Genomic DNA, 19,936 nt, shown 5'->3' on the forward strand with positions numbered 1-19,936 from the left:
GGCTGTCCGCACCACCCTCACAAAAGGCAGGGGCTGAACGGCTCCCTGCCTTTTCTTTTTGCAGGAGGACCGCATGCCGAGAGGGAAGACAGGGATCGGGGGACTCATCGTGGCAATCCTGATCGGGCTGGCCGCCTGTCAGCCGCCGCCGGAAGAAGCCGCGCCCGAGCCACAGCTGAGCCCGCGCCAGGCGTGCTATGAGGCCTGCACCAGAACGGTTGACGCCAGCCGGGCCGCGTGTCGGGACGAGCTGCTGGAGCAGGGCGCCCTGGATCGGCTGATGGACTGCAACGTCACCGCCGACCAGGAGCTGGCCGGCTGCCGGGCCGGCTGCCAGGAACAGTCCTAGCATGTCCCCGCTACGCTGTGTCTGGCTTCTGTTCGGCGCGCTGTTGCTGCTCGGCTGCGGCCCAAGCCCCGACGATGCCCGCCGCGAGTTGGCCCTGTACGGGCTGAAGTGGGATCAGGTGCACTTTCTGACCTACGCCGAACTGGGTGGCACCCGGATCGTCGAGCTGTTTCTGCGGGGTGGTATGGACCCGGATGTGACCGATCCGATGGGTCGCACAGCCCTGATGAAAGCGGCCGTCAACGGCCATCTTGAGACGGTCCAGACCCTGCTGGCGGCCGGGGCCGCCCCGCACCTGAAGGATGCCTTTACCGGTCAGACTGCCGTCTCGCTGGCCAGACAGCACGGTCACGCCGAGATCGTCAGTCTGCTTGAACAATCGACCGAATAAGAGGTCCACCACTTGCGGGGCAGCTTCAGCTCAGCGGGACCGTTCCAATGTCTCGGTTCATCAGCCTTAGCGGCATCGTCCTGCTCATCGCCATCGCCGTCCTGCTGTCCGACAACCGACGCCGCATCTCGGGCCGCCTCATCGGGGCCAGCCTCCTGCTGCAGGGGGTGATTGCCGGCCTCTTCCTCGCCTTTCCACCCGTCGTCAGCCTGGTTGACCTGCTCGCCCGGGGCGTGGTCCGGCTGTTGTCGTTTGCCCAGCGCGGCGGCCAGTTTGTGTTCGGCTCCCAGCTGCTTGACGCCGGCGGGCCGTGGGGCTTTATCTTTGCCGCCCAGGTGTTGCCGGCCATTGTGTTCATTGCGGCCCTGATGTCGGTGCTGTACCACCTGGGCGTCATGCCCCGTCTGGTCGGTCTCCTGGCCGGGCTGTTCAGGCGCAGCCTGGGGTGACGGGCAGTGAGGCCCTGGTCGTGGCGGCGAATATCTTTGTCGGTCAGACCGAAGCCCCGCTGTGCGTCAAGCCGTATATTGCCGGGATGACGCGCTCGCAGCTGATGACGCTGATGACCGGCGGCTTCGCCACCGTGTCGGGCGGCGTACTGGCGGCGTATGTCGGGCTGTTAAGCCGTGGCGATCCGGACCTGGCCGTGATATTCACCCACCATCTGCTGACGGCCAGCGTCCTGTCGGCTCCGGCCGCATTTTTGATGGCCAAAACCCTGGTGCCGGAAACCGAGTCGGCGCCCGAGGAAAGCGGGCCGGCGCAGCTGGCTGCGGGCGACACTCACAATGTGCTCGACGCCCTGGCCTCGGGCGCGACCGACGGCCTGTGGCTGGCCCTGAATATCGCCACCATGCTGGTCGCCTTCGTCGCCTTTCTGGCCCTGCTGAACTGGCCCTTGGAGGCGCTGAGCACCTGGACTCCGGTCGCCGCCTGGCGCGCCCGCCTGGGTCTGCCGCCGCTGAGCTTGCAGATGCTGTTCGGCGTTGCGCTGACCCCGCTGGCCGCCGCCATGAGCATTCCCTGGGAGGAGTGTCGGGTCTTTGGCGGCTTATTGGGCGAAAAGCTGCTGGCGACCGAACTGGTCGCCTACCAATCCCTGGCCTCACTCCTGGACCCGGACAGCGCGGCCATCAGTCGGCGCACCGCGCATATTGCCAGCTACGCCCTGTGCGGCTTTGCCAACTTTGCCGCGATCGGAGTCCAGATCGGCGCGCTGCGGGTCCTGGCGCCGGACCGCCGCCGCGACATCACCCGCCTGGCCCTACGGGCCATGATTGGCGGCGCGCTGGCCTCGTGGCTGACCGCCTGCGTGGCAGCCGTGTTCCTGCCCCTTGACTAAGCCGGCTCTTTTTTGACCGGGACCAACTGGTGCTCGCGTAGGGCGTCCTGCAAGACCGGCCACAGACTTTGCGCGTCCGGGGCGTGTTGCAGCTGGTCGCGCACCTGCTCCTGGCCTATCTCGCGGGCCAGGGCGGCCAGGATTTGGAGTTGCAGACCGTCGTCGGCCACCGGCGTGAGGAGCAGGAACACAAAATGGACCGGCAGGCCGTCGGGCGCGTCCCACTCGATCCCGTACTCGGAGCGACCGAACACCAGCAGCGGCTTGCTCAGCCCCTCCAGCCGGGCGTGGGGAATGGCCAGCCCGCTGCCCAGCCCGGTGCCCATCAGTTCTTCGCGCTCGCTGACCGCAGCAAAGACGCGCTCGGCATCCAGACCCTGGGCGGGCGGGGCATACTCGGCCGCGGCCTGACATAGCTCGTGGATGACCGCCCCGCGGCTGGTGCCGCGCAGCCCGGCGACGAGCGCCCGGCGCAGGAAGAATTCGAGGATATGAATTTCCTGGCGGCGGCGTACCGACCAGACCAGCCACGGGGCGACCAGCAGCGAGGAGATAATGGCCGAGAAAATAATCGCCACAAACACCGGCACGGTCAGGATCTCGTATTCAAGCGCCACCGCCGCGACCACGATGCCGGTCACCCCGCTGGGCGTAAAGGCAATACCGATCGACACCCGGTCCACCCGCGACAAGCCCGTGCCAAAGGCACCCAGCCAGGCGCCGAGGTATTTCCCACCGATGGACACCAGGGTCACGAAGGCAATCAGAAAGGCATCAAAATTCTCGAAGAAGTCCACCCGCAGGGCAATGCCGGCAAAATACAGCGGGACGAAAATCGCGTGGACCATCTGGGTCAGAATCTGGCGGATGCGTTCGGACAGGGTGTCGGCCTGGCCGGCCATGATGCCGGCCAGAAAGAAGCCGAGCAGGGCGGTCAGGCCGATCCAGGCCGTGACCGCGCCGCACAGCAGCCCCAGACAGCACACGAACGACAGCACCGCGCCGGGCTGTTGGGGGAGCTGGCGGCCAATGAACGCCACCGCTTGATCCACCGCTCGCAGGCCAACGGTCAGGCACAGGCCGGTGAAGGCGACCGTGACCAGCAACAGCATGACGACCGAGCCGAGGTCCAGAACGGCCTGGGTTGACGCAGCCAGGACCAGGCTGAAGATGACCCAGGCCAGGATATCGTTGACCGCATAGCCGCACAGGGTCAGCAGGCCCAGGTCGCTTTTGATGAGATCCAGATCGTGCAGCACCCGGGCAATGATGACCATGGCGCTGATGGCCATGGTTGTCCCCAGAAACAGGGAAAAGGCAATGCGGCGTTCGGGCGTTGGCAGATAGGAATCGGGCAGCAACAGCGACAGCCCGAAGCCGACCAGGAGCGGCACGATGACCCCGATGATGCCGATCCGCAGCGCAGAGGCGCGCTGGCGCCAGGCGGCCGACACATCGACCTCCAGGCCGGTTTCCAGCAGCAGGAACAGGACGCCGAACCACGACACCGTTTCCAGCATGGCCTGCTGGATGGGATCGGCCGGAAACAGGGTGAGGTGGACGCCAGGCACCAACCGGCCCAGCAGGGTCGGCCCCAAGAAGACGCCGACCAGGATTTCGCCGACCAGCGGAGGGTGGCCGAAGCGACGCAGGAGTTCTCCACAGCCCCGCGCCAGAGCCAGCAGCAGCAGGACCTGGAGCAGAAAGATGAGCAGATGGTGTTCGCTGAGGATGGGCTCTTGGCCGGTCATGGCTCCCCCTAGGCGACTCTCATAGCCGATCTGGGGGCGTTCGTCTGCTCCTCAGCCCGATTTTCTTCGCCTGGGTCGCCCGTCCAAACTCGGCAGAATCCGCTCCTGGTCCATTGCCTTCAGGCCGGCTTCACCAGAGTTCCACGTGGGCTCGACGGCTCGTGGTGGAGCCCCGGGCGGGCTCCTGTACCGTCACGGACTATGATCTATCAGGCTATCAATGATGGAGTAGAGCATGCTGACAGTCTCGCTGCTGTAAAGATCGCCGTCGTCGTGGGAATTGGCAGCCGCTATATATGCGCGCCCTCGGCTTGGGACTGCCCGGATCACCGCAAAGAACCCACAATACCGACCACCGCCACCTTGCGCAAAGAGCCACAGCAAGCTCCCGTGGCCTTGGTAGACAACCCACCCAGCCGCTCCTCCATAGTTTCCTGGTATAGGGATGAGCAATTCGTCCAACTGCGCTCGATTGAGAATTGCGGGACTCGTGTGGGGAAATTGCAACGCGACGAACTTGGCGAAGTCTTCGAGTGAACAATACACGTCTCCAGCTGGAGCCAAGGGACCACCATAACCCAATTGAGCAGGTATCCACACGCCAGCACTATCGCGTCGGTGACTCCAGGGCTGATCGACCTCATGGGGGGTGTTCGGCGCTCCGAATCCCGCGCTGAACATCCCCAACGGCGCGAACAGGCGCTCCTCCATCAAGGTCTCCCAGCTCTGGCCCGTCAGCTTCTCTGCCATAGCCGCCGCAACCATATAGCCGGCGTTGGAATAGCTATACTCGCCGATGGAGCTCCCTGGAGGGTCGGCCAGATTTTCTCGAAGGATTCGGTAGCGCCGTTCAATTATGGGAAGCGTCGGATGAGACGTCCACCAGGCCGGCACGTCGTCTGGAACGCCGCCTTCATGACGAACCAGCTGCCACAGGGTGACGGCGCGGTACTCGGGATGTATCTCATCGCGCAATTCGGGAAAGACCTGGGCAATCGTGGTCTGCCAGCCGTTGACGAACGTCCCATCCGCCACCACGGTCGCCAGCATAGTCGATGTCATGGCCTTGGTGAGGGAGCCCATTTTCACCAGATCATTGATCGTCAACTCCTCGGATGATCCCTGCCGGCGTACTCCGGCCGCCGCGATGGCCTTGATCCCCGCTTCGTCGATAATCGCCGCAATCAGTCCCGGCGACTTGCCCTCCGCCACCGGACCGGTCAGGTACTTGACGATAGACTGGTCCACGGAGCGGGTCTGCACGGCCGCCATCTCCAGATGTTGGGTACTCTGGTTCCAGGCAAACCACGTAATCTCTCCGGGACTCGGGAAATCCGGGACCCGGACCCGGGCGCGCGCCCCCACCACAAACTCCTCGCCGGTGGTGACGACCGTAAACGTACTCCGGGCAAACTCTACACCGTTGTCGTAAGCGACGGCCGTGTGCGCGCCATCGCCCAGGATGGCCCAGTTGAAGAAACTGAAAAAGCCGTTATGGCCATCATCGCCACACACCGAGGCCGTATCGCCTCGCGGAAACCCATATGTCGCAGGGATCGGGACGCCCGCGTCGAGGCTGATCGTGATGTCCCCTTGAGCCTCACATTTCCAGCCGGAGATGACCCCGATGCCCGACAGCGTGTCCCCGTTACCAGGAATATCGAGGGCCGATTGGGCGTGTGTCAGCGCGGGGGATAGCAGAACGAGCCCAAGGCAAAGGGCAGGCAAGGCGTACATCGCACACCTCCTGAAAGAGCGCTGCGGGCAGCCCCCTTCTATACAGCAGGGCTTCGTGTCTCAAGGACAATGAAATACGACAAACCGCTCGGTTGCTCGGACGGGGTACGGAGAGCCCCAAGAGGTCATCTCCAGCAGGCTGGAAAGGTCTGAGGTTATCTGGAGAGCCTGCGCCCACGCGTTCCTATCATAAGGAGGGGTCATGCTCAGGGAATAATCACGAAGTTCTGGAGCGCCTCTTCCCACCGCAGCGTCGTGGTCTCACCCGGGTGAGGGAAGTCCACGAGGGGAAACGTGCCGCTTACCCTCTCCAAGAATTCCACCCCCAGCGTCGTCACCCGCACCGTGGTACGGGCAAACTCCAGCCCATCGGCCAGCGCCCGAATCGCGTGCTCCCCCGGCCCCAGATTGTTCCAGTTCACCAACAGGACAAAGCCGTTGTTGCTATCCCCGCAGACCCCCCGGGTATCGCCCCGGGGGGTCCCGTAGGCCGCCGGGACTGGGGTGCCGGCCAGCTCAATGACAATCTCTTGCGCTTCGCAGGCCCAGCCCGAGATGATCCCAATCCCGCTCTGGGACGAACCCAGGGACGGGTTCTCCAACACGGCCTGAAGCCCGGCCACCCGGTTATGGCCCCCACCCTTGTCGGGCTGCCCATCGGTGATGACAAAGTTCTGCTGGGCTTCGTTCCACCGCACAACAGTGGTCTCACCCGGATGAGGGAAGTCCGCAAGGGGAAACGTGCCGCTCACGTCCCGTAAGAATTCCACCCCGAGCGTTGTCACCCGCACCGTCGTGCGGGCAACCTCCAGCCCATCGACCAGCGCCCGCACCGGATGCGCTCCCGGTCCCAGATTATTCCAGTTGACCAGCAGGCTGAAGCCGTTGTTGCTGTCTCCGCACACCCCCTGGGTATCGCCCCGGGGTGTCCCGTAGGCCGCCGGGACTGGAGTGCCAGCCAACTCAATGATGACCTCCCCCGCCTCACACGCCCAGCCCGAAATGATGCCGATGCCGCTCTGGGACGAGCCCGGGGACGGGTTTTCCAGACGCGCTTGTGGTGGTGGAGGTGGGGGAAGGGTATCGAAATCGGACGAGAACACGGCCACGTCGTCGATGTACCAGCCGTCGGCCGTCTGAGCCGCATCGGACCAGAGGTAAAAGGCAAGGCGGACCGACTCTCCAACGAAAGGAGTCAAATCAATTGATGTCTGCTGCCACGTCGGATTCGTACCAGTGAACGTTCGTAACTGTTCCTCCGTCCGCCACGAGCCATCCTCCTGCTGTGGTAGTGCGAGGACCCACACGCTGCCCTGATCGCCACTGGCAAAGTCGTACCGATGCCGAAAGGTCAGGGCTGCTGACTCGACCTCAGTCAGGTCGATGACTGGAGACCAAAGACCAGTGATCTGATCATTCTGATAATGGCCGCCCGGACTATCCGTCCAGGCCCGGATTCCACTTCGGGCGGACACCATAGTCTGCGCCCATGGAGAACTCCTCAACCAACCATTAACTCCGCTCTCCATATCGTCTTCAAACAGCACCTCATTCGCTCCGGCCTGCGTCACCCTAAACGTCCAGCCCCCGATAGTCAGCGTACCGGTCCGGGCAGTGGAACGAGGATTCCTCGTCACCGTATAGCTGACGCGCCCCTGCCCCCTGCTGCTCGCTCCGGAGGTCACACGAATCCAGTTGGTACTGCTCCTCGCTGACCAGTCACACTCACTCGTCGCCTCGACCTGGACGCTGGCGCTGTCCTCACCGGGTCCGAAGATATGTGAGGAAACAGGCAAAAAATCGATGCAGGTGCTGAATGTGGCCGGGTCGGTGTTGATGGTCACGCGGTAGCTCGTGGACCACGCTGCGTCAACGGAGACCTGGAGGCTATTCTTCCAGTCCGTAAAGATCTCGCCCACCGTCCACATCGCCCCTTCGTCGTTCGGGTCGCCGTTGTTGTCCACGTCCACCACCTGGGCCAGTCGGTCTGCCAACGTCGTATCGACTTTATGGATAACCACCGCTTCATCCGGGATTTCCTCATCGTAGCCGGCAAACAGCCGCGCCTCGACGGTGTAGAAGTCGGTGGCCGAGTCCCCGATGGGAATCTCGGCCATCAGGTAGCCCTCAGTACCGGGCTGGGCTAACCGTTCGAGGGTAATCGTGCGGGTCGTGTCGGGCGGGGCGACATACTTCCGGTCGGCTGGAATCCAGCCCAGAAAGTCCTTGTGGTAGGCGATGGTATGGACTGCTACGTTGCCATACTCGGGATCAGAGAATAAGGCCGGCGACCATCCACCCATAACGTCCCAATAAGAGTCGTATGTCTCATCATACGGACCCGAGGAATGCTGCAAGCCCAGGGCGTGACCCATCTCGTGGGCCCAGACGTGTTGCTGAGGCTGATATTCTGGAGGCATCCATGTCACACCCCAAAATCTCCGTTGTCCATCCAGTGTCAGGAAGTGACTACCGCCCCTGGCTAGATTCCCAATGGGGGGAGCGAAATCCTGGTTAAAAACTATCGTAAAACCATCGAAATCAGGGAAGAATACATCTGTGTCTGCGGCAGCCGTGCAATCGGCTGCTGTTTTTTCAAGATCATAATCATACAAGCCGCCGTCTCTCACTATGGGAGCAGGTCGAGAAGTAGCGTAGTACGATCTTGGGTGGGGCAGGTTGTACCAGCCCACCACCACACTCCCGGCCAAATCGGGAATGTTCCCGTCTGAAACCTCGTTCCAATAATGGCCCAGGCTAGGATAGGATGACCCCATCAGCTTCTCATAAAAGCTGACCGGCTGCGGGGTGACATGTCTGGCATCGGCAAAACGGCACAGAATAGTTACCCACGCCTGGGAACCTGAGAGCGGCTCTCTACAGCACAGCGTGACTTTGCCCGGTGCTGCTACAGCCTCATACGCGGAAAGACAGCGGCTCTCCTCATCCGTTACTACCCACACATGCCCGGCATACGTTTCTTGTGTATAACTTTCACCTGGTCGGAGCGTCGCGTGCAAGACGCGCTGGCCAGCGAAGTCCGACCAGTAGACATAGCGAGGCTCACTCGTCTGATTGTCAAAGACGATGGTGGTGTGCTGCCCCCCTCCTTCTTCGGAGACAAGAGTATCCTCCACACTGCACGCGAGCGGCTCCAACTCCACGGCATCGGTGTTGGACAAAACGGCCGTCAGCCGCTGGTGTGAGAAGAGGGAGGTTTCATCCAGAGACACGGCCAGCTCGATGGAGCTGACCCGGAATCGGGCCGAGGCGTCAGTCCCGTCCGGCTCCCACTCTCCCGCCACCGTCACCCGCTGGCGGTTCAAAGCGACCGGGCCACCCAGCGGCTGCATGAGGTCTATAGCAATCAGCAGTTCGTGCCGCTCGCCCGAGTCCTCGGTCAACACATAGGTGATTTCAGCGGCAAAGCCGGCATCGGACGGGGAATCGGCGACGATAAAGGTGAACCAGCCAGTGAGGGGCTGCGGCTGGGCTGCGGCCGGCTGCGCGGAGAGCGCCCACGCTCCGAGTAGGAACAGAACTGCCCAGCTCTTTGCGCTCCCCAAAAGTAAACCTCTCATCGTTTCTTCTCTCCCAGGGGCACGACTCTTCAATTCTCCGACCACGCTCTCAGCCGCGTCTCAGCTACAAGCTTGCTTGACCTTATCGTGCAAATCGGTCCCGATGGAAGAGTCTGCGTGCAGCACAGCGCACGGCGTATGCGAAGGCAGGTGCATAGTGAGACGCCCCGTTTCTGCCCTCCCTCTTCTCCTCCCCAGAGGGGTAGATAGAGCAAGAGAAATCGAATAAGGCTGTAGGAGGAGTGCCGACACGCTATGGCGACCACCAGCCCGTTTGATACCCTGAAGTTTTCCATACAACTCCGTGAGGGAGGATTCACACAGCAGCAGGCAAACACCCTGACCAACTCGCTACAGGAAGCCCTGAGCGCTACTGTTGCAACCAGGGCTGACCTGGACCAGGTGAAGACAGAGTTGAAGACTGACATCGTGACCCTGCGGGAAGACGTGGCGAAAGGCTTTCAAGACGTGGCGAAAGGCTTTCAAAATGTCTACAAGTTCATGCTCGTTTCCACTCTCACCATTGCAGGGACCATCATAGGGACGGCTATAGCTCTGGTACGCTACCTTGCCCCGTAAGGCGGCAGAATCAGCGCTATTCTGTTCACAATAAGTAAGGAGGGAGGCGCATGGCTACATCGGTTGCCCCACACGAATCCCCCAACGGGCGGGCATTGACACCCCAACAGCGCCCGCTGCGAGACTTCCAGACCTATATCGTCGATCAGCCCGAGCAGGGCTTTTTCACCATCGACCGCGCGCTGTTCACCGACCCCGACATCTTTGAGCTGGAGATGGCGTATATCTTTGAGGGCAGCTGGATCTACGTCGCCCACGAGAGCCAGCTGCCCCGGCCCAACGATTTCTTCACCACCACCATGGGCCGTCAGCCGGTCCTCCTGATGCGCAACCAGGCCGGCGAGATCGGCGGTTTCATCAATACCTGCCCGCACCGGGGGGCGACCGTGTGTCTGGCCAAGCGGGGCAATCAGAAGGTGCTGACCTGCCCCTACCACGGCTGGTCGTTCAACACCAACGGCGGCCTGGTCAGCGTCAAGGACCGCGACAGCGGCGCCTACCCACCCGTGTTCGAGCGTCAGGACCACGGCCTGTCGCGTATCCCGCGGCTGACCAATTATCGCGGGTTTCTCTTTGCCAGCCTGAACCCCGACGTGCCCGAGCTTGACGAGCATCTGGGCGCGGCCCGGACCTGCATCGACATGCTGGCCGACCAGGCTCCTGAGGGCCTGGAGGTGCTGAGGGGCAGCGCCGACTACACCTTTGCCGGCAACTGGAAGCTCCAGGCCGAAAACGGGGTGGACGGCTACCACTTTGACGTGGTCCACCGCAGCTTCATGGGCGTCATTCAGCGCCGGGCGGCCGCCCGGAACGATGCGGTCAAAGCCCTGGATGTCCAGCGGCTCGAAGCCGCGACCGTGGCCAACGGCAGCTACGACCTGGGCAATGGTCACACTCTGTTATGGACCGACTATCCCAACCCCCAGGTCCGGCCGTCCTACGGGCGCCGGGACGAGATGGCGAGCCGCCACGGCGAGCCGCACGCGCGCTGGATGATGGACCGGCTGCGCAACCTGTTGCTGTACCCCAACGTCTTCTTCATGGACCAGATCTCAACCCAGCTGCGGGTCATTCACCCCCTGGCGCCGGATAAAACCCGGGTGTCAACCTACTGTATCGCGCCGGTCGGGGAAGCGCCCGAGATGCGCGAGCACCGGCTACGTCAGTACGAGGACTTCTTCAACGCCAGCGGGGTGGGCACGCCGGACGATCTGGCCGCCTTTGAGGCCTGCCAGCGGGGCTATGAGGGCCGCCAGGTCCGCTGGCAGCAGGGCTATGTGCGGGGCGCCCGACGCCTGGTCCGCGGCCCGGACGCCGAGGCTCAAGCCTTGGGGCTTCAGCCCGACTCCAGCGCCCCCGACTTCCGGGACGAGACGATCTACCACGGCCACTACCGCCAGTGGCTCAAACTCATGCGCCAGGGCGCGGCCCAGACCAACGGCGCCGGAGACGGCCATGGTGTCTGAGCTGCTACCCCGGTGTACGGACCTGTTGTACGAAGAGGCCGCGTGTCTCGACCAGCGGCGCTGGGCCGAGTGGCTGGCGCTGTATACCGAGGACGCCGAGTTCTGGATTCCGGCCTGGGACGACACCAACCAGCCGACCGACGATCCGCGCTCGCAGCTGTCGCTGATCTACTATCGGGACCGCTCGGGTCTGGAAGACCGGGTGTGGCGGATCGAGTCGGGCACGACCATCGCTTCGGTGCCCATGCCCCGGACCTGTCACCTGGTCACCAATATCCGGGTGACGGATGTCGTCGACCGCCAGCCCCGCGTCTCGGCTCACTGGCAGGTCAACCTGTACCGGACCGAGCTGCGGCAGGCGGCCAGCTATTTCGGCTTTTACGAATACGTCCTGCATCCCGAGGCGGACCGGCTCAAAATCGCCAAGAAAAAGATCATTGTCCTGAACGACGAGATTGAGACGGTGCTGGACGTGTATCATGTCTGAGCCGGGGCAGCGGAGGTGTAACCGCCAGTCCGCATGACCACAGGAGGCATCATGTCCACGCCACACCATATCCAAGGCTTCAGCGTCGGCGCCATCCAGATCGCAAAAGTCCTGGACAGCCTGGAGCCGACCAGCCCCCGCTTTATGTACGTCGATAAACGCAAAGACGACTTTGACCCCTACCTCGACTGGCTCCAGCCCCACTTTGTGAACGACAGGAAGCTGATGCTGCTCAGCATTCATGCCTTTATCCTCAAGACCCGTCACCACACGATCATGATTGACACGTGCATCGGCAACGACAAGCGGGGTCTGGCCTTTGAGCAGTGGAACGGTCGCCGGGCCGCGTTTCTGCAAGACTGCGCCGCAGCCAGCTGTGGCCCGGAGGCCATCGACTACGTGTTCTGCACCCACATGCACCTCGATCACACCGGCTGGAATACCCGGCTGGAGGACGGTCGCTGGGTGCCGACCTTTCCCAACGCGACCTATCTGTTCAGCACGGACGAGTGGGAGCACTGGAAGGACGCGCCCGCCCCCGAAGATCAGGCTGTGGTCGAGCAGAACATTCTACCCATTCTTGAGGCCGGCCAGGTCGCGTGGGTGGACGAGGCCTGGAGTCTGGATGACGAGGTCAGCCTGCTGCCGACCCCTGGCCACACGCCCGGCCACTGTAGTGTGCGGCTGCGCTCAAACGGCTACCAGGCGATCATCACCGGCGATATGATGGTCAACCCGGTCCAGATCGCCGAACCCGGCTGGAGTCAGCAGGCCGATACCGACAAGGCGCTGGCGATCGCCACCCGGACGCGCTTCATCGACACCTACTGCGACACGGAGACGCTCATTCTGGGCACCCATTTTAATACGCCGACCGGGGTCCACATCGTCAGCACGGGCCAGGACAAGCGGATTCGGTGTTAGAGCCTCGTCTCCCGGGCGGTGTGAGCCCTCACCTGCGGCTTGTTCTGGCATCGGGCTTCTGTTAGAGTTCCCGGCGCTGGGTCGGTCCGATTCAGTGAGTTTAGTTCGAGAGAGATCAGGCCCCTGGAACTGCACTCATGGTTCTCGGGGCCTTTTTCTTGTCGGAGAAATATTGTATGGCGACGAAACTCTTTGTTGGGAATCTGTCCTTTAACACCACCCCGGAGGAACTGGAAGCCGCCTTCAGTCAGTCCGGAAGTGTGACCTCGGTGAATATCATCACCGATAAGTCTACCGGTCGCTCGCGGGGCTTTGGCTTTGTTGAAATGGGCAGCGGGGAAGAAGCCCAGGCTGCGATTGAAAACCTGCACGGGCAGGAGCTGCAGGGCCGTCCTTTGACCGTCAACGAAGCCAAGCCGCAGCAGCCGCGTGGCGGCCGCGACCGCGACCGGCGCTGGTAGACAGGCTCTCGACTCCACATCGGGTGTCTTGTCCAATCAGGACACCCGGCCTTCTCCCGCCTGGCGCGCGGCCGCAGGCCCGAAAAAGACAAACGTCCGGGTTCCGATGCTCTGGGCAGACCTACGGGGTGTCATACGAAGCGCTGCGCATAGGGTATTCTTCCCGGCTTGGGTTTTGGGCTGTACGCATCCTGTTTTTACCCGGACTCCAGTGTGCCGGCGTCGGCTAGGGTCGCCGAGGCGATCCGGGCGTGGTCCGGTACGGCCGCCCGAACCCGGCGTCGAAAGACGGCCAGGCGGGGCGGGTGCGGGAAAAAGAACAGGTGGCTGCGACAGTTACAGTCAGACGCCCCAAAACCGGGCAGCGGGACCTGCGCCGAGCCCAGGCGTCCCACGCTCTCCGCCCAGCTATGCTCGCGGTGCTGCGGGTCGTGGCTGTACCAGACCAGCTCGGGCGCGGTAGCCCGGCGCAGATAGTCAATGTGCCAGTGGGGGCGTTCCGAGACCCGGCAGTGGTGGCGGAGCCGGACGCGCAGACCGCCCGGACCAAAGGCGCTGCCGATATAGACATACCAGCCGGGCCGGACCGCCAGACTGCCACACCGACCGATTTGGATACGCCCGCCGGATCGGGCGCGCAGCAGCAGCGCATAAGTGCCGGGCCGGGCGTCCATACCGAGGCCCGCCTCAGGCGTCGAGCGAGCGCGACGAGAAGACCGCCCAGTTCAGCCGTCCGGCTTTGTGCAGCAGGACGGCCAGAATGCACCAGAACACCTGAACGCCAATCGCCGCGCTCCACAGGAACCACGAGAGTTTCTGGACCAGGGCGCACAGCAGGACGATGATCGAGTAGTCACGGCTGGTCAGCCCCTCGATCATATTCTGGATGATCGCGTTCTCCCAGCCGCCCTGCTGTTTGCCCTGTTCCTCGGTCTTCTCGGCCATGGTCACAAAGGGAAAACAGATCGCCGCCCCAACAGCCAGGGCGCCGCCCAGCAGGGGCGCGTAGGTGGCCCCGCCCTGTTTCCAGACCGCGATGCCAACCCCCACAAAGATGGCGATATGGACCAGGGTATCGAGGGTGATGTCGAGCCAGGCTCCCAGGGGGGACTCCAGAAACTTCACCCGGGCGACCTCGCCGTCAACACAGTCTACGACTGCGGACAACTGCAACAGCAGGCCGCCCAGAATCGGCCAGGCATAGCCCCCGCCCCAAAAGCAGGCCGCCCCCAGCAGACCGACCCCGCACGACAGCAGGGTGATGTGGTTGGGCGTCAGCGGGGTACGGAGCAGCAGACGGGTCAAGGGACGCGACAGCTTACGGTTGAGGTAGGCATCAACCAGACCGTCCCGGGGGTTGGGCAGAGACAGCAGCAGGGCTTTCTCAACGCCGGCAGCCAGACTGGGGCGAGACACCTGGGCCAGAAAATAGCCCTCGGCCGCAAAGCGCTGCACCGCTGCGCCCCAGTCTCCCCCAGCCAGCTCGGCGCCTGCGGTTTGCAGGCGCGCCAGGGCCGTGGGCAGGGCGGGCAGCGGGAAGACGACCAGCGCGCAGTCCTGTGGCGCTTGGCCCACCGCCCAGACAGCCTGGGGCGCCGCCGCCTCGGCCAGGTCGCGGGCCAGATCGGCCGCAAACACGGTCTGGACCTCAAAGGCGAGACACTGCTCAGCGTCCGGCCCGCCCGGCTGCGGGTCGGGAGGCGTCTCCTGCGGACCGAGCCACACCAGCCGGCTGCTCAGCCGCAGGTCGCCGGCCAGCGAGCGGCGCAGCGCGCTCGTCTGTTCGGCCGTGTGGGCGGAGACCAGATAGCAGGTTTTTGCGCCGGCGCGTTGGGCGGTGAAAATCGCCCGCTTGAGCAGGGACAGCCCGCCGACCACAGTCAGCGGATGATAGCGGGTGGGCAACAGAATGACAGCGGCACTAATCATATGACGTTCTCGGTGGACGGTCGGCTCCCCGCCCCCACCTCTGTCATATATGCTATTTTGACACCTGTCAGCTACGGACCAGCCGGGTCCTGTCCCGGAAGTGCACTACCCACAGGTCCAAAGGAGATATCAGCCGCATGCTCCCGCTCAACGACCGCAAAACCAAGATCGTGGCCACTATCGGGCCGGCCAGCGACTCCCCGGACCAGCTCCAGGCCCTGTTGACGGCCGGAATGAACGTCGCCCGGCTCAACTTCTCCCACGGCAGCCACGATGAACATGGCCGACGGATCGGGCGTTTGCGCCGGCTGGCCGAAACCGCCGGTAGGCCGCTGGCCATTCTCCAGGATTTGGCCGGTCCCAAGGTGCGCATCGGCGACTTTGCTGCTGGCCCCATCGAGCTGCAAGCCGGCGGGCGTTTTACGCTGACCTCCCGGCCCGTTGTCGGCGACCGGGATGCGGTATCGGTCTCCTACGCCCGGCTGCCCCAGGAGGTCAGGCCCGGGGATACGCTGCTGCTGGCCGACGGCCAGATTGAGCTGGAGGTCAGACAGGTCGGCGGCCACGACATTCGGTGCGCGGTCGTGGTCGGAGGAACGCTGAGCGCCAACAAGGGAGTCAACTGCCCCTCGGGGCTGATGGGGCTGCCGATCCTCGACGAGCAGGACAGCGTCGATCTGCGCTTTGGGATTGAGCGGGGCGTCGATTATATCGGCCTGTCGTTTGTCCGCACGGCCGACGACGTGGTGACCGCCAAGCGGGCCATTGCAGCCTGTGGGAGCGAGACACCGGTGATCGCCAAAATCGAAACCCAGGCCGCGCTGGGCAATTTTTCCAAGATTCTGGCTGCAGCCGACGGCATTATGATTGCCCGCGGGGATCTGGGCATTGAGACCCCGTTTGCCCGTGTCCCCCACATCCAGAAGCGCCTGATCCGGGAGGCCAACCAGCAGGCCAAGCCGGCCATTACCGCCACCCATATGCTGGTCTCGATGGTCACCTCGCCCCGCCCTACCCGCGCCGAAGTCGCCGATGTGGCCAACGCCGTGCTGGACGGCAGCGATGCAGTCATGCTGTCCGAAGAAACCGCCGTCGGCCGCTATCCGGCCCGGGCGGTGCGCACCATGGCCGATATCGCTCAAGAGACCGAACAGACCCTCACCCGGCGGCTCGACTGGAGCATCCCCCCCGACAGACCTGATGCCGAGGCCGACGCGATGGCTCACGCCGCCTGCGATATTGCCGCCACGCTCGAGGTCGCGGCCCTGGCGACCGTCACCGTGTCCGGCTTTACCGCCCTGCGGATTGCCAAGTACCGTCCGCCGCAGCCCATTGTGGCCGTCACCCCGCGGGCGGAAACCTACCGGCGTCTGGCCCTGGTCCACGGGGTCATTCCGATCCTGCTGCCGACCGCGACTGAGGACCGTGAGGCGTTGCGGCGCGACGCTCGGGAACTCTTGCGCGGTTCCGGCTTGGCGGGCCGCAAGGTGGTGTTTATTTCCTTTGTCTCGGACGCGAGCTACATTCTGACCACCGAACTCTTATAGCTCGTCCTCCAACTCGGCCAACCAGTGGGCGACCTGGGCGTCGCTCGGCATGCGCCAGTCGCTGCGCGGCGACAGGCTCACCGAACCGACCTTGGGGCCGTCCGGCAGACACGAACGCTTGTACTGATTGGCAAAGAAGCGGCGCAGAAACACCCGCAGCCAGCGCCGGAGTTCCGGCGGCGCGTAGGCCCGGCTGAAACGCGCCTGAGCGGCCAGGTACAGAATCTTGGCCGGCGCGGTGCCATAGCGCAAAAAATGGAACAGAAAGAAGTCGTGCAGTTCATACGGGCCGATGATGTCTTCGGTCTCCTGGACAATGTCGCCGGCCGGGCTGGTTGGCAGCAGCTCGGGCGAGATCGGGGTTGCAAGCACGGCCCGCAGCGTGGCCTGGACGGCCCCGCTGAACTCGTGCTCGGCCGCCCAGGCGACCAGAAAACGGACCAGGGTCTTGGGAATGCCCACATTCGGGTTGTACATGCTCATGTGATCGGCATTATACGTGGCCCAGCCCAGGGCCAGCTCGGACAGGTCTCCGGTCCCGATCACAAACGCACTGTTCATCAGCAGACTGGTCCGCATCCGGGCCTGCACGTTCTCAAACACCAGATCGTGGCGCGCCTCGGGCGGCAGCTGCTTCAGCTTGTGGCTCAGTGCCTCGACGCTCAGCCCGTCCAGCCGGATGCCGAACGGCCGGTGACCGAGGGCCCGCATCTCGTCCAGACACAGCTGGCGAATATCGATCTGGCGGCTGCTCACGCCGAGCTGGTGCATGAGGTCGGTCGCATTCTTTCTGGTGCGCTGCGTCGTGCCATAGCCGGGCATGGTCAGGGCCTGGATGCGCTGGCGCGACAGCCCGATCGCATCCGCAGTCCGACACGTCACCAGCAGGGCCAGGGTCGAGTCCAGCCCGCCCGACACCCCAATCGCCACCGGCGGGGTGCTGAGGTGGCGCAGACGCCCGCCCAGGCCCGCGACCTGGATGCGAAAGACTTCTTCGCAGCGTTCGCGCAGGTCGTCCTGCCCGGCCGGAACAAAGGGCTGGGCCTCCACCCGTCGCGCCAGGCGAGCCGGGGTCGGACGCGAGGCCAAGGCGAACGGCTGGCGTCGCAGGCGCGGCAGCCGGGGGTCGCGGGCGTCGTGAAAACTGCCCATCCGCAGCCGGTCGGCGTGCAGGCGCTCGAGATCGACATCGGCCACACACAAGGTCTCGTCCTGGCCAAAAGGCCCGGACTCGGCCAGCAGGGTGCCGTTTTCGGCAATCAGGCAGTGGCCGCCAAAGGCCAGGTCGGTGCTGGATTCCCCGCCACCACAGGCGCTGTAGACATAGGCGGCAATACACCGGGCAGCCTGACCGGTCACCAGCTGACGACGGTAGGCAGCCTTGCTCGTTCCCTCATTGCTGCCCGACAGATTGACCAGCACGGTCGCGCCCTCAAGGGCCTGACGCGAACTGGGCGGTTGCGGCACCCATAGGTCTTCACAGAGTTCAACCCCGACAGCGAGGTGCTGCCAGCCGTCGGCCACAAACACGAGGTCATTGCCAAACGGGACCGGCCGGCCGAACAGGCTGATGTCCGGGCTCGGGGCGGCCGCAGCCGGAGCAAACCAGCGGCGCTCGTAAAACTCCCGGTAGGTGGGCAGAAAAGACTTGGGCACGACCCCCAGCAAGGCGCCCTGATAGATGACCGCCGCGCAGTTAAACAGCTGGCCCTCGACAGCCAGCGGCAGGCCGACCAGGACCAGCCCGGAAAACCGTCCGGGGGTGTGTCCGGTGAGGTCTTCCAGGGCAGCCAGCGCGGCCCGCTGGAGGGGCTGGTGGTGAAACAGGTCGGCGCAGGTATAGCCGGTCAGACACAACTCGGGAAAAACCAGGACGGCGACATCCTGGTCCTGGGCGCGTTCCAGCATGGCCAGGATACGCTGGGCGTTAAAGCCGCAGTCGGCAACCCGGACGGACGGCGAAGCCGCCGCGACCCGGACAAACCCAAACCCGGCATGGTCGGCGAATGGCACGGACATGCTCTTTCCGCGGCGCTGGTTCAGCGCGAACCGCTAGGATAAACGGTCGAAATGGACCTCAATGTGGGTCGGCTGGATACGTTTTTCGAGAGCCCGGCGGATGGACCGCTTGAGGACGCTGCGGGTGGGCGGAAACAGGAGGCCCAGCCCGATTGCATCGGTCAACACGCCGGGCGTAATCAGCAGCACGCCCGCGGCCAGAATCAGGACCCCGTCGATCAACTCATTCGCCGGCGTCACCCCCCGCTGCGACTCGGTCTGGATCTTGCGCCACGTCCGCCAGCCCTCCAGTCGGGCCAGATACGCCCCGGCCATGCCCGTGCCGAGGACGAGCAGGATGGTCGGCCCGGCCCCCAGGTAGGTCCCGATGGTAATCAGCAGGTAGAGTTCGATCAGGGGCACGAGGGTGAAGAGGAGGAACAGACGGAAAAACATGGATTCAGTGAAACAAAAGACAGCTCAAATGTCAAAAGGCAAAACGCAAATGGCAAAAGCTTAAAACGACTACAAAGCTGTCAGAAGCGCCTTCTCTTTCTCAGCTTTGACCTTTGACTTTTGACCTCTCATCCGACTGGGTCGCTGGCACGACGCAACCGAATGTGTCAGATTCAAGAGCCTAGCTTGGAGAGGAGGCTGCGATGGCTGCGGTTCGGGCCGTGCTGTTTGACTTCGGCGGAACGCTTTTTGACTATGAAACCCTGGCCGCAGGCGAGCGGGAAACCCTGATTGACCTCGCCCGCTGGGCAGGTGTTAAGGCCGACGAGCGGGACATCCGACGGACCTATCGGGCGACGCTCAAGCACGTCTTTTACGACTACCTGGACCGTCCGTATTATCTGCACCGTGACTTGTTCGACGAGGTCTTGCACGGTCTGGCCAACGCCTACGGGGTGAGCCTCAGCACCGAGTTGCTCGGCCGCTACCGGGCGGCTCAGTTCGCACGCCGGACACAAGACTTCGTCCTGCGGGACGGCGTTCAAGACACGCTTCGCGCCCTCCGCAGCTGCGGACTCCACCTCGGCATCGTCAGTAATGTGGACGATGACCAGTTCAGCCATATGATGCAGATCAGCGGCCTGGCGCCGTATTTTGACGCGCTGCTGACCAGCCAGCAGGCCCGGTCGTGCAAGCCCGATCCAGGCATCTTTCGCCGAGCCCTGGAACAGGCTGGCTGTGAGCCGCACCACGCCTTTTTTGTCGGTGACTCGCTGGACCAGGACATTGCCGGCGCCAACCGGCTGGGGCTGCGGTCGGTCCTGATCTGGTCCCGGGATGACCAGCCGCCGCCCGACCGCGAGCCGCGCCCCCAACACGTCATTCGCCATATTCCGGACCTGCTGCCGCTTATCGCCGAGGCACAGAAGGACGGCTGA

18 protein-coding genes are annotated in these 19,936 nt (G+C 63.7%); 11 read left to right on the forward strand and 7 right to left on the reverse strand.

The features are described from left to right. The first annotated feature begins 73 nt into the window (after positions 1–73). From J4F42_01280 to J4F42_01295, 4 genes are read left to right on the forward strand one after another with little or no spacing between them, the layout of a single operon-like run. Positions 74–349 carry a hypothetical protein gene (locus J4F42_01280; protein MCE2484116.1) on the forward strand — a complete coding sequence of 92 codons (276 nt, stop codon included), beginning with the start codon at positions 74–76 and terminating at the stop codon, positions 347–349. Between the two features lies 1 nt (position 350). After that, a complete protein-coding gene (locus J4F42_01285) occupies positions 351–740 on the forward strand; it encodes an ankyrin repeat domain-containing protein (protein MCE2484117.1) in 390 nt (129 codons plus the stop codon). 47 nt (positions 741–787) lie between these two features. Further along, positions 788–1,189, forward strand: a complete 402-nt coding sequence (locus J4F42_01290) for a hypothetical protein (GenBank protein MCE2484118.1) — start codon at positions 788–790, stop codon at positions 1,187–1,189. Continuing rightward, the gene (locus J4F42_01295) at positions 1,186–2,082 is read left to right on the forward strand and encodes a hypothetical protein (protein ID MCE2484119.1); all 897 of its coding nucleotides are present in this window, start codon (positions 1,186–1,188) and stop codon (positions 2,080–2,082) included. Before J4F42_01290 ends, J4F42_01295 begins: the two co-directional genes overlap by 4 nt. Here the strand turns inward: J4F42_01295 and J4F42_01300 are convergent. The 3 genes from J4F42_01300 to J4F42_01310 form a co-directional block, all read right to left on the reverse strand. Next, positions 2,079–3,833 carry a cation:proton antiporter gene (locus tag J4F42_01300; protein ID MCE2484120.1) on the reverse strand — a complete coding sequence of 585 codons (1,755 nt, stop codon included), beginning with the start codon at positions 3,831–3,833 and terminating at the stop codon, positions 2,079–2,081. The genes J4F42_01295 and J4F42_01300 overlap by 4 nt on opposite strands. Positions 3,834–4,025: 192 nt before the next feature. Beyond that, positions 4,026–5,570 carry a serine hydrolase gene (locus tag J4F42_01305; protein ID MCE2484121.1) on the reverse strand — a complete coding sequence of 515 codons (1,545 nt, stop codon included), beginning with the start codon at positions 5,568–5,570 and terminating at the stop codon, positions 4,026–4,028. Positions 5,571–5,776: 206 nt separating this feature from the next. After that, positions 5,777–9,151: an immune inhibitor A gene (locus tag J4F42_01310; GenBank protein ID MCE2484122.1), complete on the reverse strand. Its 3,375-nt coding sequence runs from the start codon at positions 9,149–9,151 to the stop codon at positions 5,777–5,779. Positions 9,152–9,406: 255 nt separating this feature from the next. Here J4F42_01310 and J4F42_01315 point away from each other — a divergent pair, with 255 nt between their 5' ends. The 5 genes from J4F42_01315 (at position 9,407) to J4F42_01335 (ending at position 13,068) form a co-directional block, all read left to right on the forward strand. After that, positions 9,407–9,730, forward strand: a complete 324-nt coding sequence (locus J4F42_01315; protein MCE2484123.1) for a hypothetical protein — start codon at positions 9,407–9,409, stop codon at positions 9,728–9,730. Positions 9,731–9,780: 50 nt separating this feature from the next. Continuing rightward, complete coding sequence (locus tag J4F42_01320; protein MCE2484124.1) at positions 9,781–11,196, forward strand: Rieske 2Fe-2S domain-containing protein; 1,416 nt, start codon at positions 9,781–9,783, stop codon at positions 11,194–11,196. After that, the gene (locus tag J4F42_01325) at positions 11,186–11,683 is read left to right on the forward strand and encodes a nuclear transport factor 2 family protein (GenBank protein ID MCE2484125.1); all 498 of its coding nucleotides are present in this window, start codon (positions 11,186–11,188) and stop codon (positions 11,681–11,683) included. The genes J4F42_01320 and J4F42_01325 overlap by 11 nt, the downstream gene beginning before the upstream one ends. 51 nt (positions 11,684–11,734) lie before the next feature. Beyond that, the gene (locus J4F42_01330) at positions 11,735–12,607 is read left to right on the forward strand and encodes an MBL fold metallo-hydrolase (GenBank protein MCE2484126.1); all 873 of its coding nucleotides are present in this window, start codon (positions 11,735–11,737) and stop codon (positions 12,605–12,607) included. Between the two features lie 176 nt (positions 12,608–12,783). Next, positions 12,784–13,068 carry an RNA-binding protein gene (locus J4F42_01335; GenBank protein ID MCE2484127.1) on the forward strand — a complete coding sequence of 95 codons (285 nt, stop codon included), beginning with the start codon at positions 12,784–12,786 and terminating at the stop codon, positions 13,066–13,068. Positions 13,069–13,265: 197 nt separating this feature from the next. Here J4F42_01335 and J4F42_01340 read toward each other — a convergent pair whose 3' ends face one another. After that, positions 13,266–13,742 (reverse strand): GIY-YIG nuclease family protein, encoded by a 477-nt coding sequence (locus tag J4F42_01340; protein ID MCE2484128.1) that lies wholly within the window; start codon positions 13,740–13,742, stop codon positions 13,266–13,268. Positions 13,743–13,755: 13 nt separating this feature from the next. After that, positions 13,756–14,997, reverse strand: a complete 1,242-nt coding sequence (locus J4F42_01345) for a CDP-alcohol phosphatidyltransferase family protein (protein ID MCE2484129.1) — start codon at positions 14,995–14,997, stop codon at positions 13,756–13,758. 137 nt (positions 14,998–15,134) lie between these two features. Between J4F42_01345 and pyk the strand changes: the two genes are divergently transcribed. Beyond that, positions 15,135–16,544: a pyruvate kinase gene (gene pyk, locus J4F42_01350; GenBank protein ID MCE2484130.1), complete on the forward strand. Its 1,410-nt coding sequence runs from the start codon at positions 15,135–15,137 to the stop codon at positions 16,542–16,544. Here pyk and J4F42_01355 read toward each other — a convergent pair. After that, positions 16,539–18,563, reverse strand: a complete 2,025-nt coding sequence (locus J4F42_01355; protein ID MCE2484131.1) for an NAD(+) synthase — start codon at positions 18,561–18,563, stop codon at positions 16,539–16,541. The two genes, pyk and J4F42_01355, sit on opposite strands and share 6 nt — an antisense overlap. A gap of 33 nt (positions 18,564–18,596) precedes the next feature. Next, positions 18,597–18,998 carry an FxsA family protein gene (locus J4F42_01360; protein ID MCE2484132.1) on the reverse strand — a complete coding sequence of 134 codons (402 nt, stop codon included), beginning with the start codon at positions 18,996–18,998 and terminating at the stop codon, positions 18,597–18,599. Between the two features lie 203 nt (positions 18,999–19,201). Between J4F42_01360 and J4F42_01365 the strand changes: the two genes are divergently transcribed. Then, positions 19,202–19,936 carry an HAD family hydrolase gene (locus tag J4F42_01365; GenBank protein ID MCE2484133.1) on the forward strand — a complete coding sequence of 245 codons (735 nt, stop codon included), beginning with the start codon at positions 19,202–19,204 and terminating at the stop codon, positions 19,934–19,936.

This window comes from Desulfurellaceae bacterium (assembly GCA_021296095.1).
In the GTDB taxonomy this organism is placed as follows: Bacteria; Desulfobacterota; Binatia; order Bin18; family Bin18; genus JAAXHF01.

Excerpts from the sequence above, each read along its gene's own strand:
- J4F42_01280 (MCE2484116.1), top strand. The coding sequence starts at position 74 with ATGCCGAGAGGGAAGACAGGGATCGGGGGACTCATCGTGGCAATCCTG.
- J4F42_01285 (MCE2484117.1), top strand. The coding sequence starts at position 351 with ATGTCCCCGCTACGCTGTGTCTGGCTTCTGTTCGGCGCGCTGTTGCTG.
- J4F42_01290 (MCE2484118.1), top strand. The coding sequence starts at position 788 with ATGTCTCGGTTCATCAGCCTTAGCGGCATCGTCCTGCTCATCGCCATC.
- J4F42_01300 (MCE2484120.1), bottom strand. The coding sequence starts at position 3,833 with ATGACCGGCCAAGAGCCCATCCTCAGCGAACACCATCTGCTCATCTTT.
- J4F42_01305 (MCE2484121.1), bottom strand. The coding sequence starts at position 5,570 with ATGTACGCCTTGCCTGCCCTTTGCCTTGGGCTCGTTCTGCTATCCCCC.
- J4F42_01310 (MCE2484122.1), bottom strand. The coding sequence starts at position 9,151 with ATGAGAGGTTTACTTTTGGGGAGCGCAAAGAGCTGGGCAGTTCTGTTC.
- J4F42_01315 (MCE2484123.1), top strand. The coding sequence starts at position 9,407 with ATGGCGACCACCAGCCCGTTTGATACCCTGAAGTTTTCCATACAACTC.
- J4F42_01320 (MCE2484124.1), top strand. The coding sequence starts at position 9,781 with ATGGCTACATCGGTTGCCCCACACGAATCCCCCAACGGGCGGGCATTG.
- J4F42_01325 (MCE2484125.1), top strand. The coding sequence starts at position 11,186 with ATGGTGTCTGAGCTGCTACCCCGGTGTACGGACCTGTTGTACGAAGAG.
- J4F42_01330 (MCE2484126.1), top strand. The coding sequence starts at position 11,735 with ATGTCCACGCCACACCATATCCAAGGCTTCAGCGTCGGCGCCATCCAG.
- J4F42_01335 (MCE2484127.1), top strand. The coding sequence starts at position 12,784 with ATGGCGACGAAACTCTTTGTTGGGAATCTGTCCTTTAACACCACCCCG.
- J4F42_01340 (MCE2484128.1), bottom strand. The coding sequence starts at position 13,742 with ATGGACGCCCGGCCCGGCACTTATGCGCTGCTGCTGCGCGCCCGATCC.
- J4F42_01345 (MCE2484129.1), bottom strand. The coding sequence starts at position 14,997 with ATGATTAGTGCCGCTGTCATTCTGTTGCCCACCCGCTATCATCCGCTG.
- pyk (MCE2484130.1), top strand. The coding sequence starts at position 15,135 with ATGCTCCCGCTCAACGACCGCAAAACCAAGATCGTGGCCACTATCGGG.
- J4F42_01355 (MCE2484131.1), bottom strand. The coding sequence starts at position 18,563 with ATGTCCGTGCCATTCGCCGACCATGCCGGGTTTGGGTTTGTCCGGGTC.
- J4F42_01360 (MCE2484132.1), bottom strand. The coding sequence starts at position 18,998 with ATGTTTTTCCGTCTGTTCCTCCTCTTCACCCTCGTGCCCCTGATCGAA.
- J4F42_01365 (MCE2484133.1), top strand. The coding sequence starts at position 19,202 with ATGGCTGCGGTTCGGGCCGTGCTGTTTGACTTCGGCGGAACGCTTTTT.